Origin of the sequence: Dyella thiooxydans (genome assembly GCF_001641285.1) — a bacterium.
GTDB classification, from domain to species: domain Bacteria; phylum Pseudomonadota; class Gammaproteobacteria; order Xanthomonadales; family Rhodanobacteraceae; genus Dyella_A; species Dyella_A thiooxydans.
Genome location: NZ_CP014841.1, coordinates 2666306 through 2688548 on the forward strand (window position 1 = coordinate 2666306; position 22243 = coordinate 2688548).

The following is a 22243-nucleotide window of genomic DNA, read 5'->3' on the forward strand; positions in this document are numbered from 1 at the left end:
TGTTGGAAACGATCCCGTCACTGGGTGATCGGGTTCGGCTTCTCCGGATCGAGCTTGTACTCCTTGATCGCGCGGGCCACGTCCTTGGCGTTGACCAGGCCGTCCTTCGCCAGCGCGGCCAGCGCGGCGTGGGCGATCCAGTAGCGATCCACCTCGAAGAAGTCGCGCAGGTGGGCGCGGGTGTCCGAGCGGCCGAAACCGTCGGTACCGAGCACCGTGTAGCGCTTGCCTTCGGGGATGAAGGCGCGGATCTGGTCGGCGAACTCGCGCACGTAGTCGGTCGCGGCCACCACCGGACCGGCGCGGTCCTGCAGCAGGCCGGTGACGTACGGCACGCGCTGCTCGGCTTCCGGATGCAGGCGGTTCCAGCGCTCGGCATCGAAGCCGTCGCGACGCAGCTCGATGAAGCTGGGGCAGGACCAGATGTCGGCGTGCACGCCGAAATCCTTCTCCAGCAGTTCGGCGGCGGCGATCACCTCGCGCAGGATCGTGCCCGAGCCAAGCAGCTGCACGCACGGCGCCTTCGCCTTGCCCTTGCCCTTGCCGTTCCCATTGGTCGACACGCCGCAGTCGCGGAACAGGTACATGCCCTTGATGATCCCTTCCTCGCAACCGGCCGGCATGTCCGGGTGCTGGTAGTTCTCGTTCATCACGGTCAGGTAGTAGTAGACGTCTTCCTGCTCCTGCATCATCCGGCGGGTGCCGTCCTGCAGGATCACCGCCACCTCGTAGGAGAAGGTCGGGTCGTAGGACTTCACGTTCGGGATCGCACCGGACATCAGGTGCGAATGGCCGTCCTCGTGCTGCAAGCCTTCGCCGTTCAGCGTGGTGCGGCCGGCGGTGCCGCCGACCAGGAAGCCGCGCGCGCGCATGTCGCCCGCCGCCCAGCACATGTCGCCGATGCGCTGGAAGCCGAACATCGAGTAGTAGATGAAGAACGGCAGCATCGCCACGTTGGAGATGCTGTAGCTGGTGGCCGCGGCCATCCAGGCGCCCATGCCGCCGGCCTCGGAGATGCCTTCCTGCAGCACCTGGCCCTTGATGTCCTCGCGGTAGTACAGCAGCTGGTCGGCATCCTGCGGGCGGTACTTCTGGCCGAACGGCGCATAGATGCCGATCTGCCGGAACATGCCCTCCATGCCGAAGGTGCGCGCCTCGTCGGCGACGATCGGCACCACGCGCTCGCCCAGCTGCTTGTCGCGCAGCAGCAGGTTCATGCCGCGCACCAGCGCCATGGTGGTGGAGATCTCGCGCTCGCCCGAGCCCTTGGTGATCTGCTCGAAGGCCGACAGCTCCGGCGCAGTGATCTTCTGGTCGGCCTTGCGGCGACGCTGCGGAAGCGAACCGCCCAGCGCCTTGCGGCGCTCGAGCATGTACTGCACTTCCGGCGAGTCCTTGCCCGGGTGGTAGTACGGCACGTCGGCCAGCTTTTCGTCCGGCACCGGGATGTTGAAGCGGTCGCGGAAGTGGCGCACGGCATCGGCATCCAGCTTCTTCTGCTGGTGGGTCGGGTTCTGCGACTCGCCGGCCGCACCCATGCCGTAGCCCTTGACGGTCTTGGCCAGGATCACCGTCGGCATGCCCTGGGTGTTCACCGCCTGGTGGTAGGCCGCGTAGACCTTGTGCGGGTCATGGCCACCGCGGTTGAGGCGCCAGATGTCGTCGTCGGACAGGTTGGCGACCAGCTGCGCGGTTTCCGGATACTTGTTGAAGAAGTGCTCGCGCGTGTACTTGCCGCCGAACGCCTTGCAGGCCTGGTACTCGCCATCGACGGTTTCCATCATCAGCTTGCGCAGGGTACCGCTGGTGTCACGCGCCAGGAGCGGATCCCAGTAGCTGCCCCAGACCACCTTGATGGCGTTCCAGCCGGCGCCGCGGAACACGCCCTCCAGCTCCTGGATGATCTTGCCGTTGCCGCGCACCGGGCCGTCCAGCCGCTGCAGGTTGCAGTTGATCACGAAGATCAGGTTGTCCAGGCCCTCGCGGCCGGCCAGCGCGATCGCGCCCAGGCTCTCCGGCTCGTCGGTCTCGCCGTCGCCGAGGAAGCACCAGATCTTGCGGTCGCTCTTGGGGATCAGGCCGCGGTGCTCGAGGTACTTCCAGAACTGCGCCTGGTAGATCGCCTGGATCGGACCCAGGCCCATCGACACCGTGGGCACCTGCCAGTAGTCCGGCATCAGCCACGGGTGCGGGTAGGACGACAGGCCGCGGCCCTTGCCCACCACTTCCATGCGGAACAGGTCCATCTGCTCCTCGGCGATGCGGCCTTCCAGGAAGGAACGCGCGTACACGCCCGGGCTGGAGTGGCCCTGGTGGAACACCAGGTCACCCGGGTGATCGGCGCTGGGCGCACGCCAGAAGTGGTTGAAACCCACGTCGTACAGCGTGGCCGAGGAGGCGAAGCTGGCGATATGCCCGCCCAGCTCGCCCGGCTTGCGGTTGGCCCGCACCACCATCGCCATCGCGTTCCAGCGGATCAGGGTGCGGATGCGCCATTCCATCGTGGCGTCGCCCGGCGACTTGGCCTCGTTCTGCGGCGCGATGGTGTTGACGTACTCGGTGGTCGGGTCGAACGGCAGGTAGCCACCGGCGCGCCGCGTGGAGTCGACCATCTTTTCCAGCAGGTAATGCGCGCGCTCGGTGCCGTCATGGCTGATCACCGCATTGAGCGATTCGATCCACTCGTTGGTCTCGGTGGGATCGATGTCCTGATGGAGGATGTCGTCGAGCTGATCCATGGGGGAAGATTCTCCGCAGCGTCAGGGGATACGCCGCCGTAGGGGGTAAGAACGCCGCCCGGACGGGCCGATAGCCTTCCGAGTCTATCGCCAATGACGCAGCGCGCCAATGCGATACGCCGGCGGATGGCCGTCCAAACCCCGCCGGAAGCGACCACCCGCCGCCTGCCGGGCCATCGTGGCCCGGCCCGGCAAGCCCCGGCCGGGAGACTGCCGGATCCGGAACTCAGCCCCGACGTTCGCCCTGCGCGGCGCGGATCTGCGCATCCACCGCGGCCACGGCGGTCATGTTGACCACGCGGCGGGCGGTGGAGGCCGGGGTCAGGATGTGCGCCGCCTTGTCCACGCCCATCAGGATCGGGCCGATCGCCACGCCGTCGGTCATCACCCGCACCATGTTGTAGACGATGTTGGCGGCGTCCAGATTGGGCAGCACGAACAGGTTGGCGCGACCGGTCAGCGTGGTATGCGGGAACATCCGCCGGCGCAGCACCTCGTCCCACGCGGTGTCGGCCTGCATCTCGCCGTCCATCTCCAGCTTCGGATAGCGCTCCTTGAGGATCTGGTAGACCCTGCGCATCTTCGCCGCGCTGGCGTTCTCGTGGCTGCCGTAGTTGGAATGCGACAGCAGCGCCACCTTCGGCTCAATGCCGAACAGCTTGAGCCGGTAGCTGGCCTGCAGCGTGGCCTCGGCGATCTGCTCGGCGGTCGGGTCGCACTGCACGTGGGTGTCGACGAAGAACCAGGCGCCGCGGTCGTTGATCACCGCCGACATCGCCGAGGTGCACTGCACGCCCGGGTCCAGCCCGAACACGCTGCGCAGGTAGCCGAGCTTCTTGTGGTAGCGCCCGACCAGGCCGCAGATCATCGCATCGGCCTCGCCGCGCTCGACCATCATCGCGGCGATCAGCGTGTGCCGGGAACGCATCAGGTTCTTCGCCGCCGCCGGGGTCACGCCGCGACGCTCGGTCAGCGTGTGGTACTGCTGCCAGTAGTCGTTGAAGCGCGGATCGTCGTGGATGTTGGTGAGTTCGAAATCCACCCCCTGACGCAGGCGCAGGCCGAGGCGCTGGATGCGCGCCTCGATCACGTCCGGGCGGCCGATCAGGATCGGGTGGGCCAGCTTCTCGTCGACCACCGTCTGCACCGCGCGCAGCACCACCTCTTCCTCGCCCTCGGCGTAGGCCACGCGCTTGCGGTCGGCGCGGGCACGCTCGTACACCGGCTTCATGATCAGGCTGGTGCGGTAGATGAACTGGCCGAGCTTCTCGCGGTAGGCGTCCATGTCGGCGATCGGCCGGGTGGCCACACCCGAGTCCATCGCCGCCTGCGCCACGGCCGGCGCCAGCATCACCAGCAGGCGCGGGTCGAACGGGCGCGGGATCAGGTAATCCGGGCCGAACGAGGGGATGTCCTCGCCATAGGCGCTGCCGAGGTCCGCCGCCTCTTCTCGCGCCAGCTGCGCGATGGCGCGCACGCAGGCCAGCTTCATCGCCTCGTTGATGCCGGTGGCACCGACATCCAGCGCGCCGCGGAAGATGTACGGAAAGCACAGCGCGTTGTTGACCTGGTTCGGATAGTCCGATCGACCGGTGGCGACGATGCAGTCCGGGCGCACCGCCTTGGCGTCGGCCGGCGAGATCTCCGGGTTCGGATTGGCCAGCGCCAGGATCACCGGCTTGTCGGCCATGGTGGCGACCATCTCCGGCTTCAGGATGCCGCCAGCCGACAGGCCCAGGAACACGTCGGCGCCGGCGACGATGTCGGCCAGCGTGCGCTTGTCGGTGTCGCGCGCGTAGCGCGCCTTGTCCGGGTCCAGATGCTCGCGGCCGGTGTAGATCACGCCGTCGCGGTCGAACGCGGTGATGTGCTCCTTCTTCACGCCCAGCGCGACCAGCATGTCCAGGCAGGCGATGCCGGCCGCGCCGGCGCCAGTGGTGGCGACCTTGACGCTGCCGATGTCCTTGCCGACCACTTCCAGCGCGTTGAGCACGGCGGCGCCGACGATGATCGCGGTGCCGTGCTGGTCGTCGTGGAACACCGGGATCTTCATCCGCTCGCGCAGCTTGCGCTCGACGATGAAGCACTCCGGCGCCTTGATGTCCTCGAGGTTGATGCCGCCGAAGGTCGGCTCCATCGCCGCGATGATGTCGACCAGCTTGTCCGGGTCGTGCTCGTTGAGCTCGATGTCGAACACGTCGATGCCGGCGAACTTCTGGAACAGCACGCCCTTGCCTTCCATCACCGGCTTGCCGGCCAGCGGGCCGATGTCGCCCAGCCCCAGCACCGCGGTGCCGTTGGTGATCACCGCCACCAGGTTGCCGCGCGCGGTGAGCTCGCTCGCCGCGTTGGGATTCTCCACGATGGCTTCGCAGGCGTAGGCCACGCCGGGCGAGTAGGCCAGTGCCAGGTCGCGCTGGGTGACCATCGGCTTGGTCGCGCTGACCTTGATTTTGCCGGGCGGGCACAGCCGGTGGTATTCGAGCGCGGCGTGCTTGAGTTCCTCGGGGGGATTGGCCATGGGAGCGGGTCGGTGATCCGGGGCGAAGAGGCGCGCATGTTAGCACCGCGTTCCTTGCCGGCCGCTGTGCGGCGCCGCACCGCGACGGCGGGTCACAGGCCCAGCGACAGTTCCTCGGCCTGCACCCGACCCATGTGGATGCGGTTGACGAACAGCGAGAACGCCAGCTTGCCGGCGAGGCCGTGTACGTGCTGCATCCACGGCGGCAGCCAGCGCGGCGCGACGATCGCGCCGGAGGTGAAATGCGGTTCGAGCGCGACCACGTCGTGCAGCGCCAGCTTGCCGGCGAACAGGTGGCGCAGCAGGTCCATCCGGCGCTGCTTCAGCGCCCAGCGGAAGAACGTGTGCACCGCCAGCAGCCCGGACAGGTACACATTGTCCTTGGCGAACACCGCACCGCCGGTGGGCGGCACGCCGCGGAACACGCGCTGGGCCGAGTGGAAGCTGTCCGCCACGCTCTGGCCGCGTTCCAGGAAGAAGCGGTAGACCTCGACGAAATCCGCCCCGCGCAGCGCCATGTCGATCGCCAGGATGCGCAGGCTGATGCGCTTCAGTCGCGAAATGTCGATGGCGCCGGACATCAGCTCGGCGAACACGGCCAGACCTTCCTGGGTGGCCGTGACCCGTGGCGATGTGCGCGCCAGCGAAGCCAGCAGCGGCTGCGCACGACCGTTCAGGGCGGTCAGCGAGTGGACGTAGGCCTCGTGCGCCAGCAACTGGTGGCGGTCGTAGTCGGTGAACGTGGTGCCGCCCCGCAGCCGGATGCGGGTCGCCCCAGCCGCCGCCTTGGCGGTGAGCTCCGGATCCACCTCCACCGCGATCACGCCCGCGCCGAAGAAGCCGTCCAGGGTCTGCGCAAGCTCGCCGCGCAGCTGTTCCGCCGCGATGGTCCCGGCAACCTCGTCGGCCAGCAGATCGGCACCCAGCTCGTCGGCCAGGTCGACGAAGTAGCGGGCGGCGTCGAGGTTGCTCTTGCTGCTGCCCGGGATCAGGTCGCCCGGATGGCCATACAGGACGATCGAAGGCGCGGTGACGCCTGCCGTGCCCGCCGCCTCGAGCATTTCGGCGGCGATCCGCCACGACTCGGCGGTGCGGCAGAGGTAGTCGCCCAGCGGATCCTCATGTCCCGCCTCGCGCTCGATCGCCACCAGCTCCGCACGGGCGGCCGACAGGTCCGGCGGCCCGTAACGCACCTGCGGCAAGGCCAGTCGGCCAGCCGCATAGTCACCGATCATGCGGTCCTCGAGCGACGCCGGCCAGGCGACGGTGGGCAGGATGCGGATCGGCCGCACCGCGGCCAGCAGACGCTGGTCGAGCGCGGCGTAGCGCGCCAGCCCGGGCGGAACCTCCGCAGGCGGCGGGCTCATGGCGAGCGCTGCCGCAGGTCGTCGATGCGGCGGATCAGGTCCAGCGCCACCGGATTGGGCCTGAAGCTGCGAAAGAGGTCGCGCGGCCCCGCCGGAATGAAGCTCACCGAGTCGCCCAGTCGCGTGTTCGGCTGACGCAGCATCAGGGTGACCCGCGGCGGGTTGACCATGGTGGTCGCATTCACGTTCATCACCTGCAGCAGCGGGATGCGGTTGCGCTCGCCGCGCTGGACGACCACGACCTGGTCACCGTCCAGCCAGACCTCGTCGACCAGGTCGAACACCAGCTTGCGCATGAGCACGTAGCCGAAGCCCATCATGAACAGCGGGACGATCATCATGACCCGCGGCGGCGCTTTGCCGGGACCACCGGGCTGCAGCCAGGCGATCGCCAGGAACACGGCCAGCAGGCCGAACCAGAGCAGCGGAAAGGCCCGCTTGTACCAGATGGTGCCGGCGGAGGAGAGTCGCTGCATGAAGGCGCGCCGCCGACGCCTGCTCAGTCGCGCTCGCGCTGGCCGCGATGGCCATGCGGGCGGTCGATCGGCCGGCCGCCGCGCTGGCGACGCAGGCGCGCCTCGAGCGTGGCGGCCTGGTCTTCGCGTTCGTCGCGCAGCTTCAGGTAGTTGCGCCAGCGCTCGGCGGACAGCGCGCCGTTGTCCAGTGCTTCCTGCACCGCGCACCCCGGCTCGCTACCGTGGCCGCAGTCGGCAAAGCGGCACAACTCGGCCAGCTCGTCGATGTCGGCGAACAGGTCCAGGTTCTCGTCGCCGGTGAGCTTGAGTTCGCGCATGCCCGGCGTGTCGATCAGGCAGCCGCCGGTCGGCAGCTGCAGCAAGGCGCGATGGGTGGTGGTGTGGCGTCCCCGACTGTCGTGGGCGCGCACGGCGCTGGTCGCCATGCGGTCCACCCCCAGCAGGGTGTTGGTGAGAGTGGACTTGCCCGCTCCGGACGAGCCGACCAGCACCGCGCTGTCGCCCGGGCGCAGATACTCCGCCAGCACGGCGATACTGGCCGGATCCTTGCCGTTGATGGCATGCATCGGCACCTCGCCGGGCAGGCGGCCACGCAGCTCGGCGACACGATCGGCCGCATCCTCGGTCAGATCCAGCTTGCTCAGCAGCACTACCGGACGGGCACCTGAGTCCTCGATCAGCGACAGGTAGCGCTCGATCCTCGATGGATTGAAGTCGCCATCCAGGCCGGTGAGCACCAGCACGTAGTCGATGTTGGTGGCGATCACCTGACGCTCGTAGCGCTCGCCGGCGGCCGCACGCGAGAGCACGGTGCGCCGCGCCAGCACTTTCTGGATGTGCGGCGGGGCCCCCGGCTCGAACTCGACGAAATCACCCACCGCCGGCCGCTCGGCGGGATCCAGTCCACGCTTGAGGAAATGGCCGGCCGGCTGGGCACCGAACAGGTGCTCGCCATCGTGCAGCTCGTAGCCGGCACGGTGCTGGGCCACCACGCGGGCCAGCCGCAATCCACCAGAGGGGAGGGATTCGCCGCGCCAGCCGATATGGCGCAGTCGGTCGATTAGGGTGGCTTCGCTCATGGGGCCCGATTATGCCCGGCCCCCGATCGGGCCGATATCCGACTCTTGGCTGGCCCACACGGGCCGCCCGCTCGCTGTTAGCATGCCTGCACCGCCGGCCGCAAGCGCCGGTGCAGCAAAGCACAGGAACCTACGTCGTTGGCCCCGATCAAACCCAGCCCGCATCTTTCCAACGTGCGCTACGAGATCCGTGGCGCGCTGACCCGCCGCGCCCGCGAGATGGAGGCCGAAGGCCTGCCGATCATCAAGCTCAACATCGGCAACCCGGCCCGCTACGGCTTCCAGACGCCACCCCACCTGCGCGAAGCCATCGCCGCCAAGCTCACCGAGAGCGAGGCCTATGGCCACGAGCAGGGCCTGGAAGAGGCTCGCGCTGCCATTGCCGACCTGCAGCGCGCCCGTGGCGCGCGCGGTGTGGACATGGACCGGGTGTTCATCGGCAACGGCGTCAGCGAGCTGATCGACATCAGCCTGCGCGCCCTGCTGCAGCCGGGTGACGAGGTGCTGTTGCCCAGCCCCGACTACCCGCTGTGGAGCGCCGCGACCATCCTCAACGGGGGCCGCCCACGCTATTACCGCTGCCTGCCGGAAAACGGCCACCTGCCCGACCCGGCGGAGATCGAGAGCCTGATCACCCCGCGCACCCGCGCGCTGGTGCTGATCAACCCGAACAACCCGACAGGCGCGGTGTACCCGCGCGCACTGCTCGAGCAGATCGTCGCCATCGCCGCACGGCACCGGCTGCTGCTGCTGTGCGACGAGATCTACGACGAGATCCTCTACGACGGTGCCGTGTTCCAGCCGCTGGCGGAAGTGGCTGGCGACGTGCCGTGCGTGAGCTTCGGCGGGCTGTCCAAGGTGCACCGCGCCTGCGGCTATCGCGTCGGCTGGATGAGCCTGTCCGGCGACCCTGCACGCACCGCCGAGTACCGCGACGCGCTGCAGCTGCTGGCCGCGCTGCGGCTGTGCGCCAACGCCACCGCGCAATGGGCGGTGGTTCCGGCACTGCAGGGTGCGCCGACCATCCACGCACTGACCGCGCCGGGCGGACGACTGCACGAAGCGCGTCGCGCGGTGATCGAGGGCGTGGCGGCCAGCGACTACCTGGAACTGGCCGCCCCCGAGGGTGCGCTCTACGCGTTCCCCGGCGTGCGCGCCGACCGCCTGCCGGTGTTCGACGATGGCGCGTTCGCGCTGCGCCTGCTGGAGCAGGAGTCGGTGCTGGTGGTGCCAGGCGCGAGCTTCAACGTGCCGGCCAGCCGGCAATTCCGCCTCACCCTGCTACCGCAGCCGGAGGAGCTGCGCGAGGTGTTCGTGCGGATCGAACGCGTGCTTGCCGCGATGGCCGCCGAACAGCCGGCCCGCGCGGCCGCCTTCGCCTGACGGTGGCCGCCCGATTCCTCGCCCTGGGCGACTCCTACACCATCGGTGAGGGCGTGCCGGAGGCCGGCCGCTGGCCGGTGCAGCTGGTGGCCGATCTCGCGGCCGCCGGAATCGCGCTGGACCCACCGCGCATCGTCGCCGTGACCGGCTGGACCACGGACGAGCTGGCTGCCGGGATGGACTCGGCGACGCTGGCACCCGGCTGGGACCTGGTGACCCTTCTGATCGGCGTGAACAACCAGTACCGCGGCCGCAGCGAGGACGAGTACCGGCAAGAGTTCGCCCATCTGCTCGCGCGCGCGGTGGCGCTGGCGGATGGACAGGCGGGCCGCGTGGTGGTGGTGTCGATCCCGGACTGGGGCGTGACGCGCTTCGCGCGGGAGTCGGGGCGCGACCGTGCGGCGATCGGCGCGGCGCTGGATCGGTTCAACGCCATCGCGCGCACCGAGGCAGGCACCGCGGGCGCGGCATTCGTCGACATCACCGATCTCACGCGAGCCCACCCGGACGAGCTCGCCGACGACGGCCTCCACCCGGATGCGCGGCAGTACGCCCGCTGGATTTCGCGCATCGCTCCGGCCGCCCGCGCCGCGCTGGCCGCCTGACGCCGCAACCGCGCTGCAACCTCGCCGCCATCGCGCGGTGATCCGCGCGACGAATACTGGCGCCCCGGGCAACCACCGGGAACCGCCGCCATGGCCACGCTCCGCTGCCGCAGCGCCTTCATCTCCGACGTGCACTTGGGCACGCCTGACTGCAAGGCGCGCTACCTGTTGGACTTCCTCCGCCAGCTCCGCTGCGAGCGGCTCTACCTCGTCGGCGACATCATCGATCTCGAGGCGCTGGGCAAGCGCATGTGGTGGCATGCCGACCACGGGGCGGTGATCGCCAAGATCCTCGACCTGGCCCGGCGCGGCGTCGAGGTGACCTACATCCCCGGCAACCACGATGCCGCCCTGCGGGGCTTGGCCGGCCAGGACTTCGGCGGCGTGCGCATTGCGCTGGAGGCGGTGCACGAGGGCGCCGACGGGCGTCGCTACCGGGTCAGCCACGGCGACGAGTACGACCCCGAACACGTCGGCCGGAGCTGGATGCTGCACCTGGGCGAAGCGATGCACCGGTTCATCTGCTGGAGCAACCGGCGGGTCAACGCGTGGCGGCGCCGGATGGACCTGCCCTACCTGCCACTGTCGATCATCGTGAAGTCGCACGTCGGCAAGGCCCTGGCCTACATCCGTGCCTACGAGGAGCGCGTGGCCGGGGATGCCCGCGAGCGGGGCTTCGACGGGCACATCTGCGGTCACATCCACTTCGGCCAGGTGCGCGAGATGGACGGCCTGCTCTATCTCAACGACGGCGACTGGGTCGAGCATTGCACGGCGCTGGTCGAGGACCACACCGGCGCCATGGAGCTGATCCACTGGAGCGAGCAGCCCACCGCGCTGGGCCGCGCCAGCCGCGAGCTGGTGCTGCCCTCGCCCGCCGCGGCGCTGGCGCTGGCCCCGCTGGCGCGACGCCAGCGCAGCCTGGATGAACTCCGGCCCGCGGCGTGATCAGTTACGCATCAATTGGCCCGCGACCCGTGCGGCCAGCCGGCGCGGCATGAAGCGCGTGCCCTGCGCCATCAGCGCGTTGGCCCAGCCAGCGATCACTCCGGTTCGCCCCCGCAGCATCGCCGCCACGCCCTGCCGCGCCACCGTCGGCGCCTGCATGCGGGTCACCCGCTGATACAGCGTGGGCCGCTGTCCGGAGACGGCAAAGAACTGGGTCGCGGTCACCCCCGGCGACAGTACGGTGCAGCGCACGCCGCTGCCGCGCAGCTCGGCATCGATCGCGTAACTGAATTCCAGCACGTAGCTTTTCGCCGCCGCGTAGGCGGCGTAGTAGGGCGTGGGCTGGAACGCCCCGGTGGAGGCGACCTGCAGCACGCGTCCGAATCCGCGCCCGCGCATACCGGGCAGCACCAGCCGGGTGAGGTGGGTCAGGGCCACCACGTCGACCTCCAGCATGTCCTCCAGCTTTGGCCACGGGGTCTGGACGAACTCGCCGAACACGCCGAAACCGGCATTGTTGACCAGCACATCGATCGCAACGCCTTCGGCCGCCAGGCCTGCAATCAGCGCCTCGCGCGCTGCGGGGTCGGCCAGGTCGGCCGGCCTGACGTGGACGGTGCGACCGGACGCGCGCAGCTCCTGTGCGAGCGCCTGCATCGGCGCCTCGCTGCGGGCGACCAGGATCAGGTCGGCACCCCGTCGGGCCAGCTCGCGGGCAAACTCGATGCCAAGTCCGCTGGAGGCGCCGGTGACCAGGGCCGTACGGCCCTGCAGGGAGGAGATGCTCACGGGTGGGACTCCTTCGCGACCTCGAGGCCGCGGATCAGGGCGCCCAGCAGGGCGCGCAATTCGTTGGGAAAGTCGATCAGCAGGCCCGCCAGCATCGCGTCGCCACGCAAGGCCTGATGCAACTCGGGCGCCGGCGCCGCCATCTGCGCCAGGCCGGGCACCACGGCCTGCAACCACAGCAGCAGACGCACGCCGCAGCCCGGGGGCAGCTCGAGGGCAGCTTCCAGCCCGGCACCGCTGGTGGCCAGGCGCCCGGCCAGCGATCGCTTGAAGCTCACCACCTCGGCCACCGGTACGTTCGCCTCCAGCACGACGTGCAGCAGGCCCGCCAGGCGCAGGAACATCGGCCGCGCGGACAGTTCGGCGGCGACCCAGGTGGTCCAGGCGTCGGCACTCGCGGGACCCTCGCGCAGACAGGTGTCGAGGGCATCGAACCAGGCGGCGTAGTGCTCGGCCAGCAGCGCCAGGAACAGCGCTTCGCGCGTGGGGAAATACAGGTAGGTGGTGCCCTTGGCCACGTCCGCGGCCGCGGCCACCGCGCTCATGGTGATCGTCTCGTAGGGTTGCCGCTCGAGCAGGCGCAGCGCGGCGGTGAGCAGGTCGCGCCGACGGCGCTCCTTCATCGACTCGTCCACGGCACGACGGCCCCGGCCCAGCGGGCATGTTTTTTTAGTGACCATGAGTCATTTATAAATGACCATAGGTCATTATGCAATCGCGACTTGCGCCCCGACCCACGCGCTACCATGTAGCGCTATCCCACTTCCTGAACCGGAAACGCGCCCATGTCCCTCGATCCCGCCACCCGCGACCGCATCCAGTCCCTGCTCAGCGAGCACCGCGTGGTGCTGTTCATGAAGGGCACCCGCCAGCAGCCGATGTGCGGCTTTTCGGCCGCCGCCACCAATACGCTGAACGAGCTGCTGGAGGACTATCACACGGTCAACGTGCTGGAAGATCCGGCGATCCGCGAGGGCATCAAGATCTACGGCGAGTGGCCCACCATCCCGCAGCTCTACGTCGAGGGCGAACTGGTCGGCGGCTCGGACATCATCCGCCAGATGTACACCAGCGGTGAGCTGCACAACCTGTTCGGCGCGGCACCGCCGGACCGCACACCACCGGAGATCACCATCACCGACAAGGCCGCCGAGATGATCCGCCAGGGCACCGCCGATGCGCAGGGCGTGGTGATCCACCTGGAGATCGGCCCGGATTTCAGCGCCGGGTTCCAGCTCGCCGCGGCCGGCGACTTCGACATCGTGGCCGAGTCCAATGGACTGCGTATCCACTTCGACCCGGCCAGCGCACAGCGTGCCAAGGGCATCGTGATCGACTGGGTATCCACCGTGCAGGGCGAGGGCCTGAGCCTGAAGTTCCCGGGCGCGCAGCAGGTGCACGACATGAGCGTGCAGGAGCTGCGCCAGCGGCTGGCCGATGGCAGCCTCGTCCTGGTGGACGTGCGCCCGGCGGCCGCCCGCGCCATGCTGCCCTCGCTGCCACAAGCGCGCATCCTGGAAGACGAGGGCTACGACGCGTTTGCCGCACTGCCCAAGGACACGCCGATCGCCTTCGTCTGCCAGCGGGGCATCTCCAGCCGGGGGGTCGCCGAGCGCTTCGCCTCGCACGGCTTCAGCCAGATCTTCAACGTGGAAGGCGGCATGGAAGCCTGGGCGGCCTAGCTGTGGAGCTTCAATAGGTTGTTTTGGCTGAGCATCAGTCGAGACACGGGCGGGCGGCCCCCGAGAGCACTGTGTGGACGGTGACAGTTGTAGTGGTGAAGCCACTCCTGGAGCGCCTCGCTGCGCTCTTGCGAGGTGACATAGCTGGCCGCGTAAGCCCACTCACGCGGCGCCGTCTGGATAAAGCGCTCGGCCTTGCCGTTGGTCTGGGGCGTATAGGGCTGGGTATACAGATGGCGCAGCTACTGGCGCCGGCAGGCGTCGGCAAAGTCCCGAGAGCGATAGGCCGAGCCGTTATCGGTCATCACACGCTGCACGCGGATGCCGCAGGCGCGGTAGTGCTTGACCACCTGCTCCAGGAACGCCGACGTCCCCCCGCTTTGAGTAGCGGGTCGGTTTAGAGTCCTGAGCTACTTTAACTGCTTCGCGTAAGCGGCTGGTGTCAGCCCGCCCAGCGCCTTCTTCGGTCGCTCCTCGTTGTATTCCCGCCGCCAGCGTTCGATCTCGGTGCGGGCGTGCAGCAGGCTGGGAAACCAGTGTTCGTTGAGGCATTCGTCGCGCAAGCGGCCGTTGAACGATTCGATGTAGGCGTTCTGGTTGGGCTTGCCTGGTTCGATCAAACGCAGTTGCACGCCACGTTCGTGCGCCCAGGCGACCATCGCCTTGCCGCAGAACTCCTTGCCGTTGTCGGTGCGGATCGTCTTGGGCAGGCCGCGAATGAGCCCCAGGCGATCCAGCACGCGCGTCACACCGAGGCCGGAGATGGCTCGTTCGACTTCGATGCCCACCGACTCATGCGTGGCGTCGTCGACGATGGTCAGGCACTTGAGGACGCGGGCGTCGGCGGTCCGATCGAACACGAAGTCCATCGACCACACCTCGTTGGGCGCCGATGGACGACACAGCGGCTGCCGCTCGCTCACCGGCACCTTCTTCCGCTTGCGCCGGCGCACTTGCAGCCGCTCCTCCCGATACAACCGCTCCACACGCTTGTAGTTCACCGGCTCGCCGCCCTCCTGCCGAAGCTTCAGGTGGATCATCCCCACGCCGTAGCGCTTGTGCCGCTGCGCCAGCTCCACGATCCGCCGTCGCAGCGCCACGTTGCGGTCTAGCTGCGCCTGATACCGGTACGCGCTGGCGCTCATGCCCACCACGCGCAGCGCGCACCGCTCGCTCAACCCCTTGTCGATCATCTGGCGCACCAACGCTCGCCGGGCTGGTGCGCCTACGGTTTTTTTCGCAGGACGTCCTTGATCACCTCGTTCTCAAGCATCTGCTCGGCCAGCAGCTTCTTCAGCCGCGTGTTCTCCGTCTCCAGCTCCTTCAGGCGCTTGGCGTCCGGAACGCTCATGCCGCCGAACTTGCTGCGCCACAGGTAGTAGGAGGCCTCGCTGAAGCCGTGCTTGCGGCACAGCTCCTTGATCGGCAAGCCGGCATCCGCCTCACGCAGGAAGCCGATGATCTGTTCCTCGGAAAAGCGCTTCTTCACGTCCAATCTCCTTCGGTTGGGGGATTGGACTCCAAACAGCAGTGCTACTCAAAACCGGGGGGACGTCGACGCCACCGCGCTCTCCTTGCGCTCATCCTCGGCCATCATGACCAGGGAGGCGCGCGAATGGTCGTCGATGGCCACGTGGGCGAACTCCCAGCCGATGCCGCGCACTCGATCTCGGCGGTTGCCCGTCACCCGATGGCTGGGCCGCTCGATGCGCCCGAGCTTCTTGGTATCCAGGTGAATCAGCTCACCTGCGGCCGCGCGCTCGTAGCGCAGGACCGGTGGCTGCGGCTCAAGCTCACGCCAACGGCTCAATCGCGCCCGCCGTAGTACCCGCGACACGGTGGCCGCTGACAGGCCCATTGTGATGGCGATCCAGCGGCCGCTACGGCGCTGCCGGCGCAAGGCCTCGATCTGTGCGCGCGGCTCAACGGTCACGGCGCGCGGACTGCGAAGCGGGCGGCTGCTTCGGTCAGCCGGGCTTTCGCCCTGCCTGAAACACCGCCACCACTTGCGCACCGTCGTTTCGGACAAGCCCATCGCCTGAGCTACCGCGGCGACCCGCTGGCCCGCTTGTAGGCGTTGGATAAGCACCTCTCGACCCCTGGGCGTCAGGCGCACACTCTTGTGCATGTTGTTCCCCTCGCGGATGGAAGCTGTGTGTTTGGCGACATCAGCTTCGCCCTCCGGTCAGAGGGGAACAACCTCTTGAAACATCAGAACTAGATCGCCCCAAGTGTGTCGTGCTACTAACGCGTCATGGTGCCAAGCCCCATTTTATTGAATCAAACCCTTGACCGATCATCGCGGCAAGTCTCTGCGCTCGACGACTTCCCGGAGCGGGCGCAGCTTAGTTTCATAGCGACGCCATCTACCCGAGGCATCCCGATAAAGCGGACGCCTCACCTGCCAGTAGCTTGCTGTCTTGACGGTGTTTGAAAGCTCGTGGAAACGCAGACAGCCGGGCCACCATTCGAGGCCGAGGAAGTCCAGCGCCGACGCCAAAACATCCTTTGGCGCCAAGACTAGCGAGTCGTAGTCAACGTCGTGGATGGATTCCGGATACAGGCTTTTCCAGTGCTCCATCATTCGACGATACTGCATGTAATAGTGGCCGATATCCTGTAGATCCGTCGCATAGGGCGCTACCCGCGGATCGAGGTGCTGCATGAAGATCGATAGCCCATTGTCGAGCGGGTGGCGCACCGTATGCAGAATTTTTGCCCTTGGAAACAGGTGCTTGATCAAACCAACAAGCAGGAAGTTGTCAGGCCGCTTGTCAGAGACATAGGCAGCCCCTTCTGTTGTTGATGGGAGCTTGCGCAATGCATCCAAGTAGCCCCCAGACAGCTCATCCAGCCTAACCTCGGTAATGGCGGCCATGGAGGACGGGAAGGGCGAAAGCTGTCCACTCACCATGCGCGGCAGAATATCCAGTTCCCCGGCGGCACAGATCAGCGGATGCGCTGCCAAGGCCTGCTCGAGCAAGGTCGAGCCGGAGCGGAACATGCCGCAGATGAACACGGGCTGCGGCCCCGGCTGCAGCGGCCGGTCCGCCACCGGGAGATTGAACTGCGCAATCAACGCGTCGACGAATCGCTCCTGGCTACGCCGGTCATATCCGGGCGCTTGTTGACGACAACACGCATTCGCGCGCGTGAACGCCTCGAACGCCAGGTCAACAGACGAAAGGTGCTCGTGAGCCTGACCCAATGCAAACCAGAGGTTGGCTCGCGTCTGCGGATCGCGCGCAGACTCCGCCGCCTCACGCAGGATCCCCAACTGGGGCGCATCCGGATGGTCCGGACGCTTCAAATGCGCCAATCGAGCTAATGCCTCTGGCCGGCGGACGTCTTCAGGTCCGCCCTCCGCCAGCAGCACCCTTTCGTAGCACGCAACCGCCTTTTCACGATCGCCGCACTCCTCATGAAGCAGGCCAAGATTGAGCCATGCGGGTATGTAGTCCGGGCGTATGGCAAGCGCAGCAAGCAACTCCCCCTTGGCTAGTTCGTCCCTGCGCAAGTGATCGGAATAGATCACAGCGCGATTAAGATGGACTTCCTGCGGGTCACCCACCCCCGCCCGCAAGGCACCGTCGTAGGCCGAAAGCGCGTCCTCGAAGCGGCCCAACGCTTTGAGCGCATAGCCCAAGTTGTACCAGACATCTGCGTTCGAAACGTCCCTTGAGAGTATCCCCCGGTAGGCGTCGGCGGCCTCCGCATACCTACCTGCACGAAGCAGCGCGTCGGCGCTGCGACAAGAACCCACAAGCTGTGGATCAAGTGGAAATCGATTCATAACCATCGCTGCCTGAAAAAGATCGATGGAATCCTGGATGGAGTCGTCAGTGGCTCCGGGGTTCTGCTCCGCTCCCACAGACGGCTTGATTGAAGCTGAAAACGCTCGATCGGATCGAGCGACTCTACGCCGCATACGAGGGTTGTGGAACCATTTGAGGTAGTCAAACAGGTCGGCCCGCGCATCGATCCGGGACTGGCAGCAACAGTGGCGCACCTGCTCGCGCTTGAGCAGGCCGCAGAGGCCCCCATAGGCTGCGTTGTCGGCACGATGGCTGACTGCGCTCAATCTGCCCCCCCCAGAGCATTCCCGCCCACGAATTTCTGATACGTACCGCTGATGAGCTGGCCAAAAAAAAGCGGCGGGCCGAAGCCCGCCGCCCGATGCAGCATTTCCAGCTAGATCAGAGCTTCACACTGATATTGCTGAAGAAGTAACGACCGAGCTCGTCATAGCCACCCGGGGTGTTGGCATTGAAGACGAGCGTGTGGCCCACCAGCGGCGGCTGGCGATCGGTAACGTTGTTCACGCCCACCGTCAGGTCAACGCGCTTCGCGAGCTTGAACGAGCCGGACAGGTCCAGCCAGTTGTAAGCCGAGATCTGATGGCTACCCGCGAGGAGCTTATCCTGGGTCAACGCACTGCCATCCGTGTTGGAGTAATGCACGGCACCGAAGTAACGCCACCGCACATTGACGCTCCACCAATCGCGGCTGTAGCTCAGGTTCACGATGTGGCGCCACTTCGGATTGTCACAAGCGAGTCCCGGAGAGATCTTGCCTGCGCAATCGTACTGGGCCTGGGAGTTCACGCCCGGCAGCGGGTCCACCTTGTAGTTCAGCAGCCTGGTGCCCACCAGCGACGCCCTCGCCTGTCCACCGAGCATCGACCACTTGTAGCTGGCATTCAGGTCGAGACCACGAGTCTCAAGATTGCCGAAGTTATCGGTCAGATTGTCTACGCGACCAGTCTGGCCCAGCCACAGATCGCCGGTCGCCGGATTGCGATGCACCTTGTTGCACAGGAACGAATCACCGGTCGTGGCGCAGAAATCCAAAATGGTCTGAGCACCGATCGCGGCAATCGTGTTCTTGATCTTGATGTCATAGAAATCCAGCGAGGTCTCCATGTTTTCCATGGGGGTCACTGCAACACCAAGCGTGTAGGTGTCGGCCTTCTCCGGCTTCAGGCTCTGACTGCCGCCGGTGTACTGGTTGAACTGCCCGGCCGGGCTGTCCGGGACGTGCCCGTATTGTGCCGCAGTAACGCCCGTGTTCAGGCACTGCGCGGCCGTGAACGTCGGGGTGGCACCCGCACAACCGTCGCTGCCGTTAAACAACTGGATCTGGTTGGTGGAGAACAGTTCGGAAACGTTCGGCGCGCGCACGGCACGGTTGAAGCCACCGCGAATGCGGAACACATCGTTGAAATTGCTGCCGAAGCCGATCTTGAAGGTGTTGCTGGATCCCGACAGCTTGTAGTGCGAGTAGCGATAACCCAGGTCGAGGCCGAGGGATTTCAGCACGCCTACGTTCTCGACCAGCGGAACACCAGCCTCGGTGTAGAGTTCTCGCACCGAGATCTGGCCGGAGAGCGGAAGCGAGGGGCCGCCAGAGCCGGCGAAATTACCCGCCTGCGAGTTACTGTCGGCGTTGAAGTTGAAGTTCTCCTTGCGCCACTCGGTACCTGCGACAAGGGTGATCGGATCGCCATCCGCCCAAGGCAGGCTGTAGCCGAAATCGCCGCTCACGTAGCCATTGAAGTCCATCAGGCGCGTGCGGGTCTGCAGGAGACTGGTGCCCTGCAGATTCTTGGCGGCAGCGGCCGTCACGCCGTTGGGCTGCCACACGTTGTAGGGGATGCAGCCGCTGTACGAACCAGCCGGGCACCCCATCAGCGCCGGAGCGATGCGATCAGACAGCAGATCACCAGTGCCCACCTGGGTGTCGGTGGTCTCGCCGAGCACGCCCGCCACGTTGTAGGACCAGTTGAGGTTGATGTCGCCCTTGGCACCAAGCACCGCGCGGTAGGAGTCGTCAGTCGCCGACGTGTCGCGCGGACCACCCTCGACGTTGCGCTTGCCGACATAAACGGTCAGCGGCTGAGTGGTATCGAGGTTGTAGGCCGGAGCCAGATCCGTACACAGGGAGCCGACCAGTGCCGCATCCTTGGCGCAATCGATGCTCAGCGTCTGACCGAAGAAGGTGCCCGACTCCGCAAACTGAAACTCGCTGCGGCGATGCGTATACATGAAGTCCATATACGGCTCGAACGCATCGTTGACGTGATACTTGATCGACGTACCAACATTCACGCGCGTATCGGGACGCTGATAGTAGTTCAGCGGCGCATAGTTATAAGTTTGCCCAATTCCAGGAACGAATTTGTTGGTGGCAGTATCGAAGTGGGCAAGATCGCCATTGAAATTGTGGTCAAACACATAGAAATTCGGGGTTGGCGCCGTGCCGGAGCCACCGCACGCGGTGCCCGCAACGTTGAGAGCACATGCGGAGTAATCTCGCGAGCCCTGAACCACGCCATCGGTCTTCTGCACGGAGACCCAGCCCATGGCATGACCCGCACCCTCAGCAAACTTACCCCCGAAAATCACGTCAGCCGTGCGGGTCTTGCCATCAAAGCCGGTGTTTCCATTAGGAGCATTGAAGCCCGCTTTGGTCTCCAATCCCTGCATGTACTTATTGCGATTGTCGTGCTGGTAGCCCGACATGTCATAGTCGAACTGGAGACCTTCGAAGTCATCGTTCAACACGAAGTTCACCACACCGGCCACGGCATCGGCACCATAAACGGCCGAGGCGCCGCCGGTAAGGATGTCAACGCGCTTCACCAGCGCAGCAGGGATCTGACTTAGGTCAACGGCAAACGCCGAACCCGCCTGAACGCGCTGGCCGTCGATGAGTACCAGCGTGCGGTTGGTACCCAGTCCACGCAGATCAGCGGTGGGGTATCCGGTGGCACCGTTGTTCTGGAACTGATCGAAGTAGGGGCTCATCTGGGGCATCTGGTTGACCAACTGGTCAACGCTCGTGGTACCCGTGACCTTGAACTGCTTGGCGTCCACCTGCGTGACCGGGCTCGAGGCGGTGATCGTAACGCTTGGCAGACGACTACCCGTCACCACGATGGTCTGCAACTGGGTGGTTTCTTTCTTTTGATTCTTTGCCGACTGGCCAGCGCTGGCGCCAGTCTGGTCTTGACCCGCCGACTGAGCTTGCGGATGACCGGCAGCGGAAAATGTCACACCCGCCATACCGATGGCCAGCGCAAGCTTGATGGCGCCATGCAGCGGCTTCTTATTAAACATCATCAGTTATCTCCCCTTGATGAAAAATCAAAATCTATTTCAGAGAAAACTCATCAACCCTTAAGTGATTTTAAGGACAGAGCACCCACTCATGCAGCCTTTCTAAAATCATGGATTACATTGAAAACACTGCATTCAAAGATTCCAGTCCTCAAATACAAAGCCTTCAAATCGCTCTCCATACGCTGCACTTCCACCTAGCCAGAACCGACTCAATTCGTAATAAATTACGAATCACATAATTCTTAGCTCTGTCGATTTAACGACCACTTCACAAGCCGTGTCAAGGAGCAAATCATCACTCTTTGAGGGCGCCGCGATGATGCCGGACATGGCAGAAGATCCGACCCGCCCTGGCGAAGACGTGGTGAATTTAAGGAGATGATCGGCTCAGGGGTGCCTCGCAAGCCCGCAGTGATCTGCGCGAATGCGCTGCAATCCTTTGTGCCGGGCTTCTTCCCCAAAAGAAGCCCGGCACAATATCGAAATATATTGCGAAAAAATCCCCCAGAGACTCATCTCAAGGCTCAATATCTTCCTCGAAGCGCAGATGCTTCACGCTGCGGCCATGCCGGCGCACCAGTTTCAGCGCCTCCACGCCGATGCGGATGTGCCGCTCGACGAACTGCCCGGTGACTTTCTGGTCGCTGGCCTCGGTCTTCACGCCCTCGGGAATCATCGGCTGGTCGGAGACCAGCAGCAGTGCGCCGCAGGGGATGCCGTTGGCGAATCCGGCGGCGAAGATCGTGGCAGTCTCCATGTCGATCGCCATGCAGCGGGTACGCCGCAGGTAATCCTTGAATCCGTCGTCGTGCTCCCAGACCCGGCGATTGGTGGTGTAGACGGTGCCGGTCCAGTAGTCGTAGCCGAGGTCGCGGATCATCGTCGACACGCCACGCTGCAGCTGGAACGCCGGCAGCGCCGGAACCTCCGGCGGCAGGTAGTCGTTCGAGGTGCCCTCGCCGCGGATCGCGGCGATCGGCAACACCAGGTCGCCGATCTGGTTCTTCTTCTTCAGGCCTCCGCACTTGCCCAGGAACAGCGCCGCCTTGGGCCCGATGGCGCCGAGCAGGTCCATCACGGTGGCAGCGTTCGGGCTACCCATGCCGAAGTTGATCAGGGTGATGCCATCGGCGGTGGCGTTGGGCATGGGCCGGTCGCGGCCACGCACCTCCACGCCGTGCCACTGGGCGAACAGATCCACGTAGTGGCCGAAGTTGGTCAGCAGGATGTGCTGGCCGAACTCCTCCAGCGGGGTGCCGGTGTAGCGTGGCAACCAGTTGGAGACGATTTCTTGCTTGCTTTTCATGGGACCTCGGGAGGTCGGCGCGGTCGGAACGGCCGCGCGTTACCGGCGACGCCACGCCGGCAAGATGCCAAATGTTGTAGCCCGGCATTCTAGGCGGGCGGCGACAGCGACCGCCAGTGAGGGGTCCGCTCAAGGCGCCCGGAGCCGGGTCGATATCCTGGCGACGAGGCTCCCACTGGACGCATGGATGCGAGGTACGTCACGGCACCGGGGGCCGTGTTATGTTCG

General features: G+C 66.0%; 16 protein-coding genes and 1 pseudogene. 4 read left to right on the forward strand and 13 right to left on the reverse strand.

All coding sequences use genetic code 11. The features are described 5' to 3' along the window. Positions 1–17: 17 nt before the first annotated feature. The 5 genes from aceE to rsgA all read right to left on the reverse strand — a co-directional run bounded on the left by aceE (position 18) and on the right by rsgA (position 8181). Positions 18–2738: a pyruvate dehydrogenase (acetyl-transferring), homodimeric type gene (aceE, locus tag ATSB10_RS12175; RefSeq protein ID WP_063673064.1), complete on the reverse strand. Its 2721-nt coding sequence runs from the start codon at positions 2736–2738 to the stop codon at positions 18–20. 226 nt (positions 2739–2964) lie between these two features. Further along, on the reverse strand, positions 2965–5259 hold the full coding sequence (locus ATSB10_RS12180; RefSeq protein ID WP_063673065.1) for an NADP-dependent malic enzyme: 2295 nt from the start codon (positions 5257–5259) through the stop codon (positions 2965–2967). A gap of 92 nt (positions 5260–5351) precedes the next feature. Further along, positions 5352–6626: a peptidase MATCAP family protein gene (locus ATSB10_RS12185; RefSeq protein ID WP_063673066.1), complete on the reverse strand. Its 1275-nt coding sequence runs from the start codon at positions 6624–6626 to the stop codon at positions 5352–5354. After that, on the reverse strand, positions 6623–7102 hold the full coding sequence (locus tag ATSB10_RS12190) for a hypothetical protein (RefSeq protein ID WP_063673067.1): 480 nt from the start codon (positions 7100–7102) through the stop codon (positions 6623–6625). Before ATSB10_RS12190 ends, ATSB10_RS12185 begins: the two co-directional genes overlap by 4 nt. 23 nt (positions 7103–7125) lie before the next feature. After that, complete coding sequence (gene rsgA, locus ATSB10_RS12195; protein ID WP_063673068.1) at positions 7126–8181, reverse strand: ribosome small subunit-dependent GTPase A; 1056 nt, start codon at positions 8179–8181, stop codon at positions 7126–7128. Between the two features lie 138 nt (positions 8182–8319). On the opposite strand from rsgA, the gene ATSB10_RS12200 reads away from it, so the two are divergent. The 3 genes from ATSB10_RS12200 (at position 8320) to ATSB10_RS12210 (ending at position 11117) form a co-directional block, all read left to right on the forward strand. Then, positions 8320–9564, forward strand: a complete 1245-nt coding sequence (locus ATSB10_RS12200) for an aminotransferase class I/II-fold pyridoxal phosphate-dependent enzyme (protein ID WP_063673069.1) — start codon at positions 8320–8322, stop codon at positions 9562–9564. Between the two features lie 2 nt (positions 9565–9566). Further along, positions 9567–10169, forward strand: coding sequence for an SGNH/GDSL hydrolase family protein (locus tag ATSB10_RS12205; protein ID WP_063673070.1), 603 nt, complete (start codon positions 9567–9569; stop codon positions 10167–10169). A 90-nt stretch (positions 10170–10259) separates the two neighbouring features. After that, positions 10260–11117: a UDP-2,3-diacylglucosamine diphosphatase gene (locus ATSB10_RS12210; protein WP_063673071.1), complete on the forward strand. Its 858-nt coding sequence runs from the start codon at positions 10260–10262 to the stop codon at positions 11115–11117. On the opposite strand, the gene ATSB10_RS12215 is transcribed toward ATSB10_RS12210, so the two are convergent. Beyond that, positions 11118–11906, reverse strand: a complete 789-nt coding sequence (locus ATSB10_RS12215; RefSeq protein WP_236886418.1) for an SDR family NAD(P)-dependent oxidoreductase — start codon at positions 11904–11906, stop codon at positions 11118–11120. Then, positions 11903–12529: a TetR/AcrR family transcriptional regulator gene (locus ATSB10_RS12220; protein ID WP_083966203.1), complete on the reverse strand. Its 627-nt coding sequence runs from the start codon at positions 12527–12529 to the stop codon at positions 11903–11905. Before ATSB10_RS12220 ends, ATSB10_RS12215 begins: the two co-directional genes overlap by 4 nt. Positions 12530–12691: 162 nt before the next feature. Here ATSB10_RS12220 and grxD point away from each other — a divergent pair, with 162 nt between their 5' ends. Further along, a complete protein-coding gene (gene grxD / locus ATSB10_RS12225; protein WP_063673073.1) occupies positions 12692–13588 on the forward strand; it encodes a Grx4 family monothiol glutaredoxin in 897 nt (298 codons plus the stop codon). Here the strand turns inward: grxD and ATSB10_RS18990 are convergent. From ATSB10_RS18990 to ATSB10_RS12255, 6 genes and pseudogenes are all read right to left on the reverse strand, one after another. After that, positions 13585–13920, reverse strand: a pseudogene (locus tag ATSB10_RS18990) (integrase core domain-containing protein); the annotation flags it as partial. The gene grxD and the pseudogene ATSB10_RS18990 overlap by 4 nt on opposite strands. A 78-nt stretch (positions 13921–13998) precedes the next feature. Next, positions 13999–15077 (reverse strand): IS3 family transposase gene (locus tag ATSB10_RS12230; protein ID WP_425478122.1). Its coding sequence is split into 2 segments (ribosomal slippage): positions 13999–14819 and positions 14819–15077, totalling 1080 coding nucleotides; the frame shifts between segments, so codons are not numbered across the junction. Between the two features lie 48 nt (positions 15078–15125). Beyond that, positions 15126–15716 (reverse strand): IS481 family transposase, encoded by a 591-nt coding sequence (locus tag ATSB10_RS12240; protein WP_063673075.1) that lies wholly within the window; start codon positions 15714–15716, stop codon positions 15126–15128. Between the two features lie 168 nt (positions 15717–15884). Continuing rightward, entirely contained in the window at positions 15885–17669 is a 1785-nt protein-coding gene (locus ATSB10_RS12245) for a sulfotransferase (protein ID WP_083966204.1), read from the reverse strand. Between the two features lie 115 nt (positions 17670–17784). After that, on the reverse strand, positions 17785–20709 hold the full coding sequence (locus tag ATSB10_RS12250; protein WP_157469228.1) for a TonB-dependent receptor plug domain-containing protein: 2925 nt from the start codon (positions 20707–20709) through the stop codon (positions 17785–17787). A 517-nt stretch (positions 20710–21226) separates the two neighbouring features. Beyond that, positions 21227–22015, reverse strand: coding sequence for an AMP nucleosidase (locus ATSB10_RS12255; protein WP_063673076.1), 789 nt, complete (start codon positions 22013–22015; stop codon positions 21227–21229). Positions 22016–22243 lie beyond the last annotated feature (228 nt).

Coding starts and splice junctions, on each gene's coding strand:
- ATSB10_RS12255 (WP_063673076.1), bottom strand. CDS start 22,015: ATGAAAAGCAAGCAAGAAATCGTCTCCAACTGGTTGCCACGCTACACC.
- rsgA (WP_063673068.1), bottom strand. CDS start 8,181: ATGAGCGAAGCCACCCTAATCGACCGACTGCGCCATATCGGCTGGCGC.
- ATSB10_RS12180 (WP_063673065.1), bottom strand. CDS start 5,259: ATGGCCAATCCCCCCGAGGAACTCAAGCACGCCGCGCTCGAATACCAC.
- grxD (WP_063673073.1), top strand. CDS start 12,692: ATGTCCCTCGATCCCGCCACCCGCGACCGCATCCAGTCCCTGCTCAGC.
- ATSB10_RS12240 (WP_063673075.1), bottom strand. CDS start 15,716: ATGCACAAGAGTGTGCGCCTGACGCCCAGGGGTCGAGAGGTGCTTATC.
- ATSB10_RS12220 (WP_083966203.1), bottom strand. CDS start 12,529: ATGAAGGAGCGCCGTCGGCGCGACCTGCTCACCGCCGCGCTGCGCCTG.
- ATSB10_RS12210 (WP_063673071.1), top strand. CDS start 10,260: ATGGCCACGCTCCGCTGCCGCAGCGCCTTCATCTCCGACGTGCACTTG.
- ATSB10_RS12190 (WP_063673067.1), bottom strand. CDS start 7,102: ATGCAGCGACTCTCCTCCGCCGGCACCATCTGGTACAAGCGGGCCTTT.
- ATSB10_RS12185 (WP_063673066.1), bottom strand. CDS start 6,626: ATGAGCCCGCCGCCTGCGGAGGTTCCGCCCGGGCTGGCGCGCTACGCC.
- ATSB10_RS12250 (WP_157469228.1), bottom strand. CDS start 20,709: ATGATGTTTAATAAGAAGCCGCTGCATGGCGCCATCAAGCTTGCGCTG.
- aceE (WP_063673064.1), bottom strand. CDS start 2,738: ATGGATCAGCTCGACGACATCCTCCATCAGGACATCGATCCCACCGAG.